15 protein-coding genes and 1 pseudogene are annotated in these 17,577 nt (G+C 38.3%); 15 read left to right on the top strand and 1 reads right to left on the bottom strand.

The window, feature by feature from the left end:
* The first annotated feature begins 8 nt into the window (after positions 1–8).
* From HPSH112_RS05520 to uvrB, 15 genes and pseudogenes are all read left to right on the top strand, one after another.
* Positions 9–818: an energy transducer TonB gene (locus tag HPSH112_RS05520; protein WP_000045051.1), complete on the top strand. Its 810-nt coding sequence runs from the start codon at positions 9–11 to the stop codon at positions 816–818.
* Complete coding sequence (gene tolB / locus HPSH112_RS05515; protein WP_001269999.1) at positions 815–2,068, top strand: Tol-Pal system protein TolB; 1,254 nt, start codon at positions 815–817, stop codon at positions 2,066–2,068. The genes HPSH112_RS05520 and tolB overlap by 4 nt, the downstream gene beginning before the upstream one ends.
* Positions 2,069–2,131: 63 nt before the next feature.
* Positions 2,132–2,671, top strand: coding sequence for an outer membrane protein Omp18 (locus tag HPSH112_RS05510; RefSeq protein ID WP_000831118.1), 540 nt, complete (start codon positions 2,132–2,134; stop codon positions 2,669–2,671).
* 7 nt (positions 2,672–2,678) lie between these two features.
* Complete coding sequence (locus tag HPSH112_RS05505) at positions 2,679–3,674, top strand: tetratricopeptide repeat protein (protein ID WP_000825195.1); 996 nt, start codon at positions 2,679–2,681, stop codon at positions 3,672–3,674.
* Positions 3,661–4,209 (top strand): FKBP-type peptidyl-prolyl cis-trans isomerase, encoded by a 549-nt coding sequence (locus tag HPSH112_RS05500; RefSeq protein WP_001179361.1) that lies wholly within the window; start codon positions 3,661–3,663, stop codon positions 4,207–4,209. Before HPSH112_RS05505 ends, HPSH112_RS05500 begins: the two co-directional genes overlap by 14 nt.
* Before the next feature lie 31 nt (positions 4,210–4,240).
* On the top strand, positions 4,241–4,447 hold the full coding sequence (locus HPSH112_RS05495; protein ID WP_001088955.1) for a hypothetical protein: 207 nt from the start codon (positions 4,241–4,243) through the stop codon (positions 4,445–4,447).
* A gap of 63 nt (positions 4,448–4,510) precedes the next feature.
* Positions 4,511–4,714 carry a flagellar biosynthesis anti-sigma factor FlgM gene (locus HPSH112_RS05490; protein WP_014662000.1) on the top strand — a complete coding sequence of 68 codons (204 nt, stop codon included), beginning with the start codon at positions 4,511–4,513 and terminating at the stop codon, positions 4,712–4,714.
* Positions 4,715–4,853: 139 nt separating this feature from the next.
* Positions 4,854–5,810: a DNA cytosine methyltransferase gene (dcm, locus tag HPSH112_RS05485; protein WP_195727939.1), complete on the top strand. Its 957-nt coding sequence runs from the start codon at positions 4,854–4,856 to the stop codon at positions 5,808–5,810.
* A 129-nt stretch (positions 5,811–5,939) separates the two neighbouring features.
* The gene (locus tag HPSH112_RS05480; protein WP_000260942.1) at positions 5,940–6,374 is read left to right on the top strand and encodes a hypothetical protein; all 435 of its coding nucleotides are present in this window, start codon (positions 5,940–5,942) and stop codon (positions 6,372–6,374) included.
* A 1-nt stretch (position 6,375) separates the two neighbouring features.
* The gene (gene flgK, locus HPSH112_RS05475; RefSeq protein WP_000508835.1) at positions 6,376–8,196 is read left to right on the top strand and encodes a flagellar hook-associated protein FlgK; all 1,821 of its coding nucleotides are present in this window, start codon (positions 6,376–6,378) and stop codon (positions 8,194–8,196) included.
* 214 nt (positions 8,197–8,410) lie between these two features.
* On the top strand, positions 8,411–10,114 hold the full coding sequence (gene ggt / locus HPSH112_RS05470; RefSeq protein WP_001254592.1) for a gamma-glutamyltransferase: 1,704 nt from the start codon (positions 8,411–8,413) through the stop codon (positions 10,112–10,114).
* A gap of 271 nt (positions 10,115–10,385) precedes the next feature.
* The gene (locus HPSH112_RS05460) at positions 10,386–11,156 is read left to right on the top strand and encodes an HP1117 family Sel1-like repeat protein (RefSeq protein WP_000540142.1); all 771 of its coding nucleotides are present in this window, start codon (positions 10,386–10,388) and stop codon (positions 11,154–11,156) included.
* Positions 11,157–11,569: 413 nt separating this feature from the next.
* Positions 11,570–13,900 (top strand): PBECR2 nuclease fold domain-containing protein, encoded by a 2,331-nt coding sequence (locus HPSH112_RS05455; RefSeq protein WP_000775298.1) that lies wholly within the window; start codon positions 11,570–11,572, stop codon positions 13,898–13,900.
* A gap of 143 nt (positions 13,901–14,043) precedes the next feature.
* Positions 14,044–14,693, top strand: a pseudogene (locus HPSH112_RS05450) (DUF1542 domain-containing protein).
* 40 nt (positions 14,694–14,733) lie between these two features.
* Positions 14,734–16,710 (top strand): excinuclease ABC subunit UvrB, encoded by a 1,977-nt coding sequence (gene uvrB, locus HPSH112_RS05445; RefSeq protein ID WP_001127926.1) that lies wholly within the window; start codon positions 14,734–14,736, stop codon positions 16,708–16,710.
* On the opposite strand, the gene HPSH112_RS05440 is transcribed toward uvrB, so the two are convergent.
* A complete protein-coding gene (locus HPSH112_RS05440; protein ID WP_000816656.1) occupies positions 16,707–17,540 on the bottom strand; it encodes an outer membrane protein in 834 nt (277 codons plus the stop codon). The two genes, uvrB and HPSH112_RS05440, sit on opposite strands and share 4 nt — an antisense overlap.
* Positions 17,541–17,577 lie beyond the last annotated feature (37 nt).

The raw sequence follows: 17,577 nt of genomic DNA, 5'->3' as shown, positions 1-17,577 counted from the left end.
TAATTTGCATGAGTAAGAGCGCGATCTTTGTTGTTTCTGGCTTTTTAGCGTTCTTGCTCTATGCTTTGTTGTTGTATGGTTTGTTATTAGAAAGGCACAATGAAGAAGCGGAGAAAATTCTTTTGGATTTGGGCAAAAAAAACGAACAAATCATTGATTTGAATTTAGAAGATTTGCCAAGCGATGAAAAAGTAGATGAAAAAGTAGAAGAAAAAAAAGATGAAAAAGTAGTTGAAAAAAATGCAACTGATAAGGAGGGCGATTTTATTGATCCTAAAGAACAAGAAGAAAGCCTTGAAAATATTTTTTCTTCACTCAATGATTTTCAAGAAAAGACAGACACAAACGCTCAAAAAGATGAGCAAAAAAATGAGCAAGAAGAGCAAAGGCGTTTAAAAGAACAGCAACGCTTAAGAAAAAACCAAAAAAATCAAGAGATGTTGAAAGGTTTGCAACAGAATCTAGATCAATTCGCGCAAAAACTAGAAAGCGTTAAAAACAAGACTTTAGATTTGCAAATCCCTAAACAAGATGGGGTTGATGAAAAAGCCTATCAAGAGTGGTATGCTCAAATCTATCAGATTTTATATAAAGGTTGGAAAGGGGTTTTTTACCACAAGGCTTCAGTGAGCGCGCTGATTATGATCACTAAAGATGGAGAGTTTGATTATACCATTCTTAGCTACTCCGATTTTAAGGATTATAACAAGAGTGTGATGACCCTTTTAAATGATTTAAAGAAAGTGGATTTCCCCCCATATCCTGGAGGAAACATGATTTCTATTAAAGTTAATTTCACCACTAAGGAAGAACAATGAGGTATTTATGGCTTTTTTTAATACACACTATAGGGCTTTTTGCAACAGATAAAACACTAGATATTATTAAAACCATTCAAAAACTTCCTAAGATTGAAGTGCGCTATTCTATAGATAACGATGCCAATTACGCTTTAAAATTGCATGAAGTCTTGGCGAATGATTTAAAGACCAGCCAGCATTTTGATGTTTCTCAAAACAAGGAGCAAGGCGCTATCAATTACGCAGAACTCAAGGATAAAAAAGTCCATCTTGTAGCGCTTGTGAGTGTGGCGGTAGAAAACGGCAATAAAATTTCACGATTAAAACTTTATGATGTGGATACAGAAACGCTCAAAAAGACTTTTGACTACCCCATTTTAAGTTCAGATTTATACCCTTTTGCAGCGCACAACATGGCCATTGTGGTGAATGATTACTTAAAAGCCCCTTCTATCGCTTGGATGAAGCGCCTCATTGTTTTTTCTAAATACATTGGACCAGGAATCACAAACATCGCTTTAGCCGATTATACGATGCGTTATCAAAAAGAAATCATCAAAAACAACAGGCTCAATATTTTCCCTAAATGGGCGAACGCTGAGCAAACGGAGTTTTATTACACGCAATATGGCGAAAGAACGCCCATGATTTTAAAATACAACATCCAAAAAGCCACTCATGAAAATATCGCTAGCTCTCAAGGAATGGCTGTGGTTTCTAGCGTGAGTTCTGATGGCTCTAAAATTTTAATGTCTTTAGCCCCTGATGGCCAACCGGATGTGTATTTGTATGACACGCATAAAAAAACGAAAACCAAAATAACGCGCTATCCTGGGATAGATGTTTCAGGGGTGTTTTTAGAAGATGACAAGTCTATGGCTTTTGTTTCGGATAGATCCGGTTATCCTAACATCTACATGAAGAAATTGGGGTTAAAAGAGAGCGCGGAGCAACTCCTTTATGAAGGAAGAAGCAATGAATCCATTGACGCTTATAAAGATAGCGTTGTGTATGTGAGCAGGGAAAACCTTAATGAATTTGGCAAAACGGTGTTTAATTTGAATTTGATCACTCTAAACAGCAAATATATCCGTAGGCTTACCGTGAATGGCTCTAACCAGATGCCTCGTTTTTCTATGGATGGGAGGAATATCATGTATATCAAAAAGACACCCCAAGAATACGCCATGGGGCTTATTTTGCTAGACTATAATCAGAGTTTTTTATTCCCTTTAAAGAATGTGAAAATACAAGCCTTTGATTGGTAAGGTTAGATTAAGCGAATATGAGTTAGTATTGACATTTAGAATTTTATTTTTGGAGAATTTATAATGAAAAGATCTTCTGTATTTAGTTTCTTGGCAGCTTTTTTATTCATAGCTGGTTGTAAGCACAACATGGATAAAGAAACCGTGGCTGGTGATGTGAGCGCTAAAACGGTTCAAAGCGCACCTGTTTCTACAGAAAAGCAAGAGCCTAAAGAAGAGCCCAAACAAGAGCCAGCTCCAGTGGTTGAAGAAAAGCCAGCTATTGAAAGTGGGACTATAATCGCTTCCATTTATTTTGATTTTGACAAATATGAAATCAAGGAATCCGATCAAGAGACTTTAGATGAGATCGTGCAAAAAGCTAAAGAAAACCACATGCAAGTGCTTTTGGAAGGCAATACCGATGAATTTGGCTCTAGCGAATACAACCAAGCGCTTGGCGTTAAAAGGACTTTGAGCGTGAAAAACGCTTTAATCATTAAAGGGGTAGAAAAAGATATGATCAAAACCATCAGTTTTGGTGAAACCAAACCCAAATGCACCCAAAAAACTAGAGAATGCTACAGAGAAAACAGAAGAGTGGATGTCAAATTAGTGAAGTAATTCCAGGATGAAAAGGCTTTTTTTTATCCCTTTTATCGCTCCCTTTTTTCTCAATGGGGAGCCTTCAGCGTTTGATTTGCAAAGCGGGGCTACCAAAAAAGAACTCAAGCAGTTGCAAGTCAATAGTAAGAATTTTTCTAATGTTTTGACCAAAATCCATTCGCAAGTAGAGGCTAACACTCAAGCTCAAGAGGGTCTAAGGAGCGTTTATGAAGGGCAGGCTAATAAGATTAAAGATCTCAATAACGCTATCCTTTCCCAAGAAGAATCCTTGCGAGCCTTAAAAGCTTTGCAAGAAGTGCAGGCTAACACGCTTAAGCAGCAATCGCAAACTTTAGAGGATTTGAGGAATGAGATTCACGCTAACCAGCAAGCTATCCAGCAGTTAGACAAGCAAAATAAAGAGATGAGTGAATTATTGACCAAGTTAAGCCAGGATTTGGTTTCACAAATCGCCTTGATCCAAAAAGCTCTCAAAGAACAAGAGGAAAAAGCTGAAAAGCCGCTCAAATCAAACGCTCCGGCTGATAAAACCCCCCTTTTGAAAGCCGAATCCCTAAAAAATCAAGAGAGAAAAACCCAAGAAAAGGCGAAAATTGAGTTTGATAAAGATTTGTCTAAGCAAAAAGAGATTTTTCAAGAAGCTCTGACCTTTTTAAAAGACAAATCCTATGCAGAAGCCAGAGAGCGTTTGTTGTGGTTAGAAGCCAATAGTTACCGCCTTTATTATGTGCGTTATGCACTTGGAGAAGTGGCTTATGGGGAAAAAAAGTATAGAGAAGCGATCAAGTATTACAAAGAGAGCGCTCTTTTAAATAAAAAAGCGTCTTACATGCCTGTGCTTTTGTGGCATACGGCATGGTCGTTTAAAAAAATCAAAGACGATCAAAACTATTATAAATTTTTAAACACTTTGCAACACTTGTATCCTTCAAGCGAACAAGCTAAAATGGCAAAAAAAATCTTAGAAAACAAGGAGAAACACCATCATGCAAAACCATGATTTAGAGTCGGTCAAACAGGCTGCTTTGATTGAATATGAAGTGAGGGAGCAGGGGTCTAGCGTTGTGCTAGACAGTAATATTTCTAAAGAGCCTTTAGAGTTTATTATAGGCGCTAATCAAATCATAGCGGGGTTGGAAAAAGCGGTATTAAAGGCTCAAATTGGCGAGTGGGAAGAGGTTGTTATCGCTCCAGAAGAAGCTTATGGGGTTTATGAAAGCAGCTATTTGCAAGAAGTCCCTAGAGATCAATTTGAAGGCATTGAATTGGAAAAAGGCATGAGCGTTTTTGGGCAAACTGAAGACCATCAAACCATTCAAGCCACTATCAAAGACTTTAGCAACACGCATGTGATGGTGGATTATAACCACCCATTAGCCGGGAAAACTTTAGCGTTTCGTTTCAAGGTTTTAGGCTTTAGGGAAGTGAGCGAAGAAGAAATTTTAGCTTCACACCATGGCGGTGGGACAGGTTGCTGTGGGGGTCATGGCGGAAAGAAAGGTGGGGGTTGTGGTTGCTCATGCTCGCATGGGTAGTAGGGTATAGGAGCATTTAAAAGGCAAGGTCATGAATAGTTCTAATCTCAAAAATTGGCTGTTTCCTACCATTTGCTTTTTTTTGTTTTGTTATATTTTAATTTTTTTGATGTTTTTTATGTTTAAAAGTTTGCAATCGCAATCTTTTGGCTCTGTGGCAGAAACCGGGAAAAAACCCATCACCACCACCAAGAAATTTGGTAAGGAATTGCAAAAACAGATTTCAAAAATCCATTAACTTTTTTTCTTTTTTGCCGATACTTGCTGTAATGAAATGAATATCAAATTAAAGGATTTTACAATGATCAATGCCATTTCTTCTCTTACTCCGGTGCAATCTTTGGGGAATTACAAGCGTGTGGAAAAGAATGAAAAAATTGAAAATAGCGAGACCGCTCTTGATAGGGTGGCTGAAATCAAGCAAGCTATTGAAAATAACCAGTATAAAATCAACTTGCATGAGACTTCTCATAAAATGGCACAGGATTTATTGGGGATAGGCTAAGGGGTTTATGGGCTTCGTTTCTAGGGGGGTTTATTCTTGCTGTCGTTTTGTTTTCCATTAAATTTTAGTTTCTTTATGTTTTTGAGTTTGTCGCTCTCTTAAATAGGGCATGTTTTTGTTGTGTGTTAGGAATGATTGATTGGGAATTTTGACTTTTATGGATTTTTGTTCTGGTATTGGTGGAGGCCGTTTGGGCTTGGAGCAATGCCGTTTAAAATGCGTAGGGCATGCCGAAATCAATCATGAAGCCCTTAGAACTTATGAATTATTTTTTAAAGATACCCATAATTTTGGGGATTTGATGCGAATCAACCCTAATGATTTACCCGATTTTGATGCGCTCATTAGCGGGTTTCCTTGTCAAGCTTTTTCTATCAATGGCAAAAGGAGGGGGCTTGAAGATGAAAGAGGGACTATTATTTATGGGCTTATTCGCATTTTAAAAGTTAAACAGCCTAAATGTTTCTTGCTTGAAAATGTTAAGGGCTTGATCAACCATAAGCAACAAGAAACTTTTAAAACCATTATCAAAGCCTTGCAAGAAGCGGGCTATACAACTTATTGTCAGATTTTAAACAGCGCTGATTTCCAATTAGCCCAAAAAAGGGAACGCCTTTATATCGTAGGGTTTAGGAAGGATTTGAAACACCCGTTTAATTTCCCTTTAGGTTTAGCCAATAATTATTGTTTCAAGGATTTTTTAGACGCTGACAATGAATGCTATTTGGATATTAATAACGCTGCCTTTCAAAGATACCTGTGCAACCCATACAACCATAACCGGGTTTTTTTAGAGAATATCTTAACTTTAGAAAACGCCGTTTTAGACACAAGACAATCTGATTTGAGGCTGTATTTTAATGTTTTCCCTACTTTAAGGACTTCTCGGCATGGCTTGTTTTATATTCAAAAAGGCAAAATCAAAAGATTGAACGCTATTGAAAGCCTGCTTTTACAAGGATTTCCTAGGGATTTGATCGCTAAGATTAAAGACAATCCTAACTTTAAAGAAAGCCATTTGCTATCCCAAGCGGGGAATGCGATGAGCGTGAATGTGATTGCTGCAATCGCTAAACAAATGTTAAAGGCGATTTAATAAGGGAGCTTTAAGAGGAGAATGATTCCAAAATACCCCCTATCCCCTTAAGAAAATGGGTTTTATCATAAAATAAAATGGCATAGTATTTGCTTGAATACGGCTGAAACAAGAGCTAAAGGATTTGTTATGGTCGTTTTACATTCTTATTTAGAAAACGCGCTCAACCAATTGAAAGCGTTGATTGATTTAACGGAGCGCGATATAATAGACATCAAGCTCGCTAAACACGCCGAAATTTTTGAAAGAAACCATCAAAAACAGCTAGCGATTCAAGCTTTTGAAAAAGAAAAAGCAAATATAGATGTGCAAATGTTGTCTTTAAAAAACCAATTCCCCAATAAAGAAATGAGTGAATTGTTAGACGAAAAAACGAGCGATTTTTTAAACCAAATGCGAGAGTCCTTGCTTGTTTTGAAAGAAAAAAACCTGATTTATTCGCGCATGGCGTTTGCGGTTTCTGAGTTTTATTCTTCGCTCATCCAACAAATCATTCCCCATGACACTTGCGACTATAAAGGCTCTAGGCATGTGGGGAGCCATTTTTTAAGAGTGCAGGCGTAAAATGGGCGGGATTTTATCTTCACTCAACGCTTCTTACACGGGCCTACAAGCCCATCAAAGCATGGTGGATGTTACGGGGAATAATATTTCTAACGCCAGCGATGAATTTTATAGCCGTCAGCGTGTGATTGCAAAGCCTCAAGAGGCTTACATGTATGGCACTAAAAATGTGAATATGGGCGTGGATGTAACAGCCATTGAAAGGGTGCATGATGAGTTTGTTTTTTCTCGTTACACGAAGGCTAATTACGAAAACACTTATTACGATACAGAATTTTCGCATTTAAAAGAAGCGAGTGCGTATTTTCCGGACATTGATGAAGCGAGCCTTTTTACGGATTTGCAAGATTATTTTAATTCATGGAAAGAATTGTCTAAAAACGCCAAAGACTCCGCTCAAAAACAAGCCCTTGCGCAAAAAACAGAAGCTTTAACGCACAACATTAAAGACACCAGAGAAAGATTAACGACCTTACAGCACAAGGCGAGTGAAGAATTAAAAAGCGTGATTAAAGAAGTCAATAGTCTGGGTTCTCAAATCGCTGAGATCAATAAACGCATCAAAGAAGTGGAAAATAACAAAAGCTTAAAGCATGCGAATGAATTAAGGGATAAGCGAGATGAGTTGGAATTCCATTTGCGAGAGCTTTTAGGGGGGAATGTTTTTAAAAGTAGCATTAAAACTAGTTCGCTCACCGATAAAGACTCAGCGGATTTTGATGAGAGCTATAACCTTAATATTGGGCATGGATTCAATATCATTGATGGCTCTATTTTCCATCCTCTAGTGGTTAAAGAATCCGAAAATAAAGGAGGTTTGAACCAGGTTTATTTTCAAAGCGATGATTTTAAGGTTACTAATATTACTGACAAGCTCAATCAGGGAAAAGTGGGGGCGTTATTGAATGTGTATAATGACGGCTCTAACGGGACTTTGAAGGGCAAATTGCAAGATTATATTGATTTGTTGGATTCTTTTGCTAGGGGTTTGATAGAATCCACTAATGCGATTTACGCTCAAAGCGCGAGTCATCATATTGAGGGCGAACCGGTGGAGTTTAATAGCGATGAGGCCTTTAAAGACACTAACTACAATATCAAAAACGGCTCGTTTGACTTAATCGCTTACAACACCGATGGTAAAGAAATCGCTAGAAAAACTATTGCTATCACGCCCATTACAACCATGAACGATATTATCCAAGCCATTAACGCTAACACTGATGACAATCAGGATAATAACACCGAAAACGATTTTGATGATTATTTCACGGCGAGCTTTAACAATGAGACTAAAAAGTTTGTTATCCAGCCTAAAAACGCTTCGCAAGGGTTGTTTGTTTCTATGAAAGATAATGGCACGAATTTTATGGGAGCGTTAAAGCTCAACCCTTTTTTTCAAGGCGATGACGCTTCTAATATCAGCTTGAATAAAGAATACAAAAAAGAGCCTACCACTATCCGCCCATGGCTTGCCCCCATTAACGGGAATTTTGATGTGGCGAACATGATGCAGCAATTGCAATACGATAGCGTGGATTTTTATAACGACAAGTTTGACATTAAACCAATGAAAATCAGCGAGTTTTATCAATTTTTAACCGGTAAAATCAACACGGACGCTGAAAAATCAGGGCGTATTTTGGACACTAAAAAGAGCATGTTAGAAACCATTAAAAAAGAGCAACTCTCCATTTCGCAAGTGAGCGTGGATGAAGAAATGGTGAATTTAATCAAGTTTCAAAGCGGCTATGCGGCTAACGCTAAGGTCATTAGCGCTATTGATCGGATGATAGACACTTTATTGGGGATTAAACAATAAGTTTTCTACCAATAGCGTTTTTATCAAATAGGCCTTATTTAACTTATTTTTTAAACTCTGTTTATTTTAAAACCCATTTTTGAGCCTTTTTTTATAATCAACACTCACAACACTCAAACGATAATGGCTAATAGCATCATATAACTATAAGCGAGAGAGTGCTTTGTAAAGCTTATGCTATAATAACGATTATTGTTGATTGAAAGGAAAACAGATGAGACGGAGTTTTTTGAAAACGATTGGCTTGAGTGTGATAGCGCTCTCTTTGGGTTTGTTAAGCCCTTTGAGTGCAGCGAGTTACCCCCCCATTAAAAACACTAAAGTAGGCTTAGCCCTTTCTAGCCACCCGCTAGCTAGTGAGATCGGGCAAAAGGTTTTAGAAGATGGAGGTAATGCGATTGATGCGGCTGTAGCGATAGGTTTTGCTCTAGCGGTCGTCCATCCTGCAGCAGGCAATATTGGTGGTGGGGGTTTTGCGGTTATCCATTTGGCTAATGGTGAAAATGTTGCCTTAGATTTTAGAGAAAAAGCCCCCTTAAAAGCCACTAAGAACATGTTTTTAGACAAGCAAGGCAATGTAGTCCCTAAGCTCAGCGAAGATGGCTATTTGGCGGTTGGGGTTCCTGGAACGGTGGCGGGCATGGAAGCGATGTTGAAAAAATACGGCACAAAAAAACTATCGCAACTCATTGATCCTGCCATTAAATTGGCTGAAAATGGTTATGTGATTTCACAAAGACAAGCAGAAACCCTAAAAGAAGCAAGGGAGCGGTTTTTAAAATACAGTTCTAGCAAAAAGTATTTTTTTAAAAAAGGGCATCTTGATTATCAAGAAGGGGATTTGTTTGTCCAAAAAGATTTAGCCAAGACTTTGAATCAAATCAAAACGCTAGGCGCTAAAGGTTTTTACCAAGGGCAAGTCGCTGATTTGATTGAGAAAGACATGAAAAAAAATGGAGGGATTATCACTAAAGAAGATTTAGCCAGTTACAATGTGAAATGGCGCAAACCCGTAGTGGGGAGTTATCGTGGGTATAAGATCATTTCTATGTCGCCGCCAAGTTCAGGAGGCACGCATTTGATCCAGATTTTAAATGTCATGGAAAATGCGGATTTAAGCGCCCTTGGGTATGGGGCTTCTAAGAATATCCATATCGCTGCAGAAGCGATGCGTCAAGCTTATGCGGACAGATCGGTTTATATGGGAGACGCTGATTTTGTTTCAGTGCCGGTGGATAAATTGATTAATAAGGCGTATGCCAAAAAGATTTTTGACGCTATCCAGCCAGATACGGTTACGCCAAGCTCTCAAATCAAACCAGGAATGGGGCAGTTGCATGAAGGGAGCAATACCACGCATTATTCTGTAGCGGACAGGTGGGGGAATGCAGTCAGCGTTACTTACACCATTAACGCTTCTTATGGAAGCGCTGCTAGTATTGATGGGGCAGGATTTTTATTGAACAATGAAATGGATGATTTTTCCATAAAGCCTGGGAATCCTAATCTCTATGGTTTAGTAGGGGGCGATGCGAATGCGATTGAAGCCAATAAGCGCCCTTTAAGCTCTATGTCGCCTACGATCGTGTTGAAAAACAATAAGGTTTTCATGGTGGTAGGAAGCCCTGGAGGGTCTAGGATTATCACTACAGTGTTGCAAGTGATTTCCAATGTCATTGATTACAATATGAATATTTCTGAAGCGGTCTCAGCCCCTAGATTCCACATGCAATGGTTACCTGATGAATTAAGGATTGAAAAGTTTGGCATGCCTGCTGATGTGAAAAATAACCTCACTAAAATGGGCTATCAAATCGTTACTAAGCCAGTCATGGGTGATGTGAATGCGATCCAAGTTTTGCCTAAAACTAAAGGGAGCGTTTTCTATGGATCAACGGATCCAAGGAAAGAATTTTAATTTTTTGTCATATGCGGGTTTTTAATCCCATTTAGCCTTATTTTTTTTGGGGGGGGGGGGGACTTTTTAAGCGAGAAAATCTTAAATTTAGTTTTAAAATTCATAAAAATAGTGTAAAATTTCTCATTACAAGAGACGATACTAGATCTAAATGGGTGTATACAGAATGGAGTTTGAGAATGTTTGCTGGTTTTAGAACGCATGCAGTTTCTTTTTTAAGATTGGTAGCCATTGACATTATTTTTGATCTTATTAAAGCAGAGGAGCAACAATGGGATACGCAAGCAAATTAGCCTTGAAGATTTGTTTGGTAGGTTTGTGTTTATTTAGTTCTCTTGGTGCAGAACACCTTGAACAAAAAGGGAATTATATTTATAAAGGGGAGGAAGCCTATAATAATAAGGAATACGAGCGAGCGGCTTCTTTTTATAAGAGCGCTATTAAAAATGGCGAGCCGCTTGCTTATGTTCTTTTAGGAATCATGTATGAAAATGGTAGGGGTGTGCCTAAAGATTACAAGAAAGCGGTTGAATATTTTCAAAAAGCGGTTGATAACGACATACCTAGAGGGTATAACAATTTAGGCGTGATGTATAAAGAGGGTAGGAGCGTTCCTAAAGATGAAAAGAAAGCCGTGGAATATTTTAGAATAGCTACAGAGAAAGGCTATACTAACGCCTATATAAACTTAGGCATCATGTATATGGAGGGTAGGGGCGTTCCAAGCAACTATGCGAAAGCGACAGAGTGCTTTAGAAAAGCGATGCATAAGGGTAATGTAGAAGCTTATATCCTTTTAGGGGATATTTATTATAGTGGGAATGATCAATTGGGGATTGAGCCAGACAAAGATAAGGCTATTGTCTATTATAAAATGGCGGCTGATATGAGTTCTTCTAGGGCTTATGAAGGGTTATCAGAGTCTTATCGGTATGGGTTAGGCGTGGAAAAAGATAAGCAAAAAGCTGAAGAATACATGCAAAAAGCGTGTGATTTTGACATTGATAAAAATTGTAAGAAAAAGAATACTTCAAGCCGATAACTCTCAAACTTGGGCTTGATTCAAGGATTTTTTGTTTTATATTAAGTAGCGTGTTTTTTGAACAATTGATTTGAAGCGATAGATTAAAGATATTGCATTTTTTCATGGCTAAGTGGCTTTATATTAAAAACTTTAGCTAAAAAACATTGCTTGCTATAACTTTGCTTTGTTTGTCTCGCCTAAATATTCCCCTTGTCTTAACAAATCCCTAAATTTACAAACTCCAAACAATAGCGAGCGGTTTTCATAAGCTTTTCAAAAACGACGCTAAGATCGCCGAAAGCCTAAAGCCAGCCACCACTAAGAACTTAAGCCAAGGTTTAGCTACCACTCTAAGCGGAGCGTTAAAGTATCAATGGACTAAATTTACGCTAGGGACTTTATACCGCAACGCACCCGATCGCATTTTAGGAGTGAAGTTACCAAAAGCTTTAAACGAAGCCACCGCAGGAGCGGCTTTAAAGTATCACATTAAAAGAGCGTTAGAAAGAAGCCACACTATAAGCGATTTTAGCAAGCAATTAGAACTAAGCGCTAAAAACTCCCAATTCACCAACAACACGCTTAAAATCATTGAAGAGCTTAATAACGGCGTTAAACAAGCCAGCGATGAACTCAAAGAAGCCACAAAACCGAGTAATCTAGTTAAAAGCATAAGAGAGCAAGATGCGCGCCCTTTTGAGGTCATAAAAGACAAAGAAGCTTTTTTTAAAGACTTGAACCAAAATCTAAACGATAACGCTACCGCCTTGCCTAAAGGCATGAGCGTTGAAGAATTTAAGCAAACTTTAGAGAGCGTTGAAAACAAAGAAAGGTTTTTAGAACATTTACAAACAAGAGAAAACAGCGATGAAAGGTTAAAAGCGCTTAATTTAGTAGAACCAACTCTTAGAGAGCCTCACATTGAAATTTTCACTAAAGATAAAAATAACGCTACAGATAAAAAAGAATATATCAAAGCGTTTAAAGATGAAAACCAAGCGCGCCTATATATGCTAATCACACAAGATAACGATACGATTTTAAGGACTTTTATACCAGATACACCTGAGAGATATGTAAGAAATCATGTAAGAAATGCTGACATTATCCACTCTTTCATTCAGCCGAACAGAACCGCAAATAGCGACGACTTAGAAGCCGTAGTGGTCTATGGAGAGAATACTACTAAAAAACCTCTAACAAGTCAAGAGGATTTACTCAAAACACAAGAAAACGCGCCAAAAAACACGCAAGATTTAAGCCCTCTAGAACTTGCCAAAGCCGAAAAGCTTGCCAAATTAGAAAGCGATCGCATAGAGAGCGAAAAAGAGTTTTTGAAAGCCAAAGAGCAAGAACAAGCACGAAAAGCCGCTTTAAAAAAGAAATTAGAACACGAGCGAGGCAATGCAGGCAACATTGAAAGCCAGACTAAAATAGAAGTTGGAGAAGATATACCAGCACACACGCAAGCGCAAATCCCTAAAAGCCGAGTGAGGTTGAATGAAAGAGAGATTTACGATCTAGATTATGCGATCGTGAAAGCTAAAGACCTAAAACCAAGCTTTACCACAGGCGGAACGCAGAAACGCACCGACATGAACGAAGAACAGATTAAAAGCATTTCAGAGAATTTTGATCCAAAAAAGATATTTGGAAGCGGAGGTTTTGAAGATTTACCGATCATTTTACACGACGGGCAAGTGATCGCAGGAAACCACCGAATCCAAGGCATGCTAAATTTCACGCCTAAAAGCCGTTTTTCTTACGAGAAAGCGATCAAGGAATACTATCATATAGATTTAAAGCCGGACGAGTTGTTAGTGCGCTTGCCTTCTAAACGCTTAAATAATACCGAGATCAACAATTTAGCAGCATCAAGCAATCAAGGACGCTTTAATAGCGAGAGCGATCATGCAATAGCGGTTTTAAGCCACTATGAAAGCAAATTAAAAGAATTAGAAAGCCAATTAAACGCTGATAGCGTCTATTCTTTAAAAAATATCGTTGCTAAAAATCTTAATTTTGATAAGGCTACTCATCCTAATGTAACCGATAGCAACTTGAGTCTTTTGATGTATAACATGCCAAGGACGAAAACGCAAGGCATAGAGCTATTAAACCGCTGGCAGAAAGAATTTTCTAACGACATTAAAAGCTATGAAAAAATAAAAAAAATGTTTGTAGATAACGCCGGGAGTTTTCACAATCTAATCCATGACATGAATTTCCCCAATGTAAGCCTGAACGCTTATTTAAGCGACATAATGGATCGGTCTTTTGCTAATTTAAAGAACTACCAAAGCACGAGCGAGAGCCTGAAAGACTTGAGCGAAAAATTCTATAAAACGAATAGTTTAGAAATGTTTGAAAAGAGCGATCAAGGAATAAGCGATATCAGCGAGATTTTAGGAGGAGCGATCGCAAGGTTTGCGAGGTTTGATGATCCTTCTAAAGCGTTATTTGAAGCCTTAAGAAGCGATAACATTAAAAAAGGTTTGAAAGAATTTAAGATCGCTGATGTTGCAAAGGACATGTTTGATCCTAATAGTAAGGAATTTAAGGACATTGATATTTACGATTTCACGCATTACCTTTTAATGGTTAATAGAGAGCCTAATGAAACTAATCCCGCCTTAAATCGTTTGATTGAAGCCGTAAAGGACATGCAAAAAGAAAGCAAGAACGCCAAAGAAGCAAGCAAAAAGAGTGCAGAGAAGACACAAAAAGGGATTAAGGAACGAGCCTTTATAAAACAAGATTAATCAGTCAAGGAGTAAGAAATGAAAAGAAAGCCTCACCCACCCAGTCAAAAAGAAAAATCTTTTCCGTTAGGGACTTTTGGCACACATGCAACCGGTTTTAAGTGTTTTTGTTTTAGTAATGATAGCATAAAAAGGAAATATCCATGCAATACCCTAACCTACCTAATAGCGCGCTAGATTTCACCAACCAGCCAGAAGTTAAAGAAATCACTAACGAGCTTTTAAAGCAATTACAAAGCGCGCTACATTCTAATAGCGTTTTTACGGATCAAGTGGGACTAAGCCTTAAAGGAATCGTTAGGATTTTAGAAGTGCTTTTGAGTTTGGATTTTTTCAAAAACGCCAACGAGATTGATAGCAGTTTGAGAAACTCCATTGAATGGCTCACTAACGCCGGCGAGAGTTTGAAAATCAAAATGAAAGAATACGAGAGCTTTTTTAACGATTTCAATACGAGCATGCGATCTAACGAGCAAGAAGTGAGCGCTACCTTAAACGCTAACACCGAAAACATCAAAAACGAGATTAAAAAACTAGAAAATCAGATCGTAGATACCGCTACCAAGCTTTTAACGAGCTATCAAATCTTTTTAAATAACGCCAAAGAAAGCGCTAACACTCAAATCACCGAAAAACAAACCCAAGCTTTAAGCCAAATCACACAAAACAAAACCGAAAGCCCTGAAGCGATAGGGCAAACTAAAACGAGCAAGCTAAAAATGAAATTAGTGGAGCGAAAAAACCGATCATTATCAAAACATTGATTTTTTTGAGATTGAATAAAGCGTGTTAAAAAACCACTATAATACCCCTAAAAAATGCGAGTTTTAAAGATGCCTTTATTTGATTTAAAAAGCTCTTACCCACCAGCAGGCGATCAGCCTCAAGCCATAGAAGCCTTAACGAAAAGCTTGAAAAATAACAACCATTATCAAACTTTAGTGGGGGTTACAGGGAGCGGTAAAACTTATACGATGGCTAATATCATCGCTAATATCAACAAACCCACTCTGATCATGAGCCATAATAAGACCTTATGCGCACAGCTCTATAGCGAGTTTAAGGCGTTTTTCCCGCATAATAGAGTGGAGTATTTTATCTCCCACTTTGACTACTACCAGCCTGAAAGCTATATCCCTAGAAGGGATTTATTCATTGAAAAAGACAGCTCTATTAATGATGATTTAGAGCGTTTGAGATTGAGTGCGGCCACCTCACTTTTAGGTTATGATGATGTGATCGTGATAGCGAGCGTTTCGGCTAATTATGGTTTGGGTAACCCTGAAGAATATTTAAAAGTCATGGAAAAAATCAAAGTGGGCGAGAAGCGCGCTTATAAGAGCTTTTTACTCAAGCTAGTAGAAATGGGTTATAGCCGTAATGAAGTGGTGTTTGATAGGGGGAGTTTTAGAGCGACCGGAGAATGCGTGGATATTTTCCCCGCTTATAATGACGCTGAATTTATCAGGATTGAATTTTTTGGCGATGAGATAGAAAGGATTGCTGTCTTTGACGCTTTAGAAAAAAATGAAATCAAGCGCTTGGATTCTGTCATGCTTTATGCGGCCAGTCAGTTTGCTGTAGGGAGTGAGAGGTTGAATTTAGCCATTAAAAGCATTGAAGATGAACTCGCTCTAAGATTGAAATTTTTTAAAGAGCAGGATAAAATGCTTGAATACAACCGCCTCAAACAACGCACCGAGCATGATTTAGAAATGATTAGTGCAACCGGTGTGTGTAAGGGCATTGAAAATTACGCGCGCCATTTTACAGGCAAAGCCCCTAATGAAACGCCTTTTTGTTTGTTTGATTATTTAGGGATATTTGAGCGGGAGTTTTTAGTCATTGTGGATGAAAGCCATGTGAGTTTGCCGCAGTTTGGGGGGATGTATGCAGGGGATATGAGCAGGAAAAGCGTTTTAGTGGAATATGGTTTTAGATTGCCTAGCGCTTTAGACAATCGCCCTTTAAAATTTGATGAATTTATCCATAAAAATTGCCAGTTCCTTTTTGTGTCCGCCACGCCCAATAAGCTAGAATTAGAGCTTTCTCAAAAGAATGTCGCTGAGCAAATCATTCGCCCTACAGGGCTTTTAGACCCTAAATTTGAAGTGCGAGACAGCGATAAGCAAGTCCAGGATTTATTTGATGAAATCAAGTTAGTGGTGGCTAGAGATGAAAGGGTGCTCATCACCACGCTCACTAAAAAAATGGCAGAAGAATTGTGCAAATATTATGCTGAATGGGGCTTGAAGGCGCGTTACATGCATAGTGAAATTGATGCGATTGAAAGGAATCACATCATCCGCTCTTTAAGGCTTAAAGAATTTGACATTTTAATAGGGATCAATCTTTTAAGAGAAGGGCTGGATTTGCCTGAAGTCTCTTTAGTAGCGATCATGGATGCGGATAAAGAAGGGTTTTTAAGGAGTGAAACAAGCCTCATTCAAACCATGGGGCGAGCCGCTAGAAACGCTAATGGCAAGGTTTTATTATACGCTAAAAAAATCACTCAAAGCATGCAAAAAGCCTTTGAAATTACGAGCTACAGGCGCGCTAAGCAAGAAGAATTTAATAAACTTCATCATATCACCCCCAAAACCGTTACTCGTGCTTTAGAAGAGGAATTGAAATTAAGAGACGATGAGGTTAAAATCGCTAAAGCCTTAAAAAAGGACAAAATCCCTAAAAGCGAAAGGGAAAAGATCATTAAAGAACTGGATAAAAAAATGCGAGAATGCGCGAAAAATTTGGATTTTGAAGAAGCGATGCGTTTGAGAGACGAAATCGCTAAATTAAGAACGCTTTAAAAACTATAAGTGTAGTTGAAATAAACCGAGTAATTGCGCCTGAAATCAACCCGATACAACACGCTGTTGATCCCGTATTCCAAAAATCGTAAAACCTTTAGGACATCTCCACTATTATTGCTAATGTTATTCATGGAATAATAGTGGTTAAAATAATAAGTAGGGATTTTAATCCCAAAGCCAAATTGGTTGCGTTCATTCCCTAAACGAACCCCTAAATCCACCAAAAACTGGAAGCCATTTGGATCCACTTTCCCGCCAAAAGTGTCTTGAAGAAGCGTTTGATACAATAATGCATCGCTTAATTTATCATACACCCCGGCAAAAGCAATCCCCAGATTGAACCCGGCAAAAAACTTATCCCCATTATAAGCGTTAAATAATAAATCCATATAAGTGCCATAAGTGGAAATGATAACAGACTGCGATTCTTTTAGACCATAAAGAGAGACGCTCAAATCATAAAATAGCCCCCACCTAAAGCCAAACCACTTCGTTTCTTCATGCTTGCCCACCCATTTATAGCCCACTTGCACGCCAAGACCATTAGACACATACGAATTTTTAAAAACAGGGCTTAAGCCATCGCTGAAAATAATTTGGGTTCTGGTGAAGTTTTGGAATAGATTCAAGTTGCTAGAGTTGCGCTGAATGCTCCCTAATTGATACCCAAGCCCCAGATAAAACGCCGATCTATCCGCATAGCGTTTGATGGGCGAAACCACCTTTTTATTAAAAAAAGTGTAATCCCCTTTAGTCAAAACATCTTTAAAACCCTTTGCATTAAGTGCGCAAAAAAGCCCTAAAATCAAACATAACGCTCGTTTCAAAAAACCCCTTAATTTAATTTTTATTGCTTATTGTATA

Source organism: Helicobacter pylori Shi112, from assembly GCF_000277405.1.
GTDB lineage: Bacteria > Campylobacterota > Campylobacteria > Campylobacterales > Helicobacteraceae > Helicobacter > Helicobacter pylori_C.
Note: the sequence above shows the minus strand (reverse complement) of the source record. Positions and strands in the feature narration are given on the sequence as shown.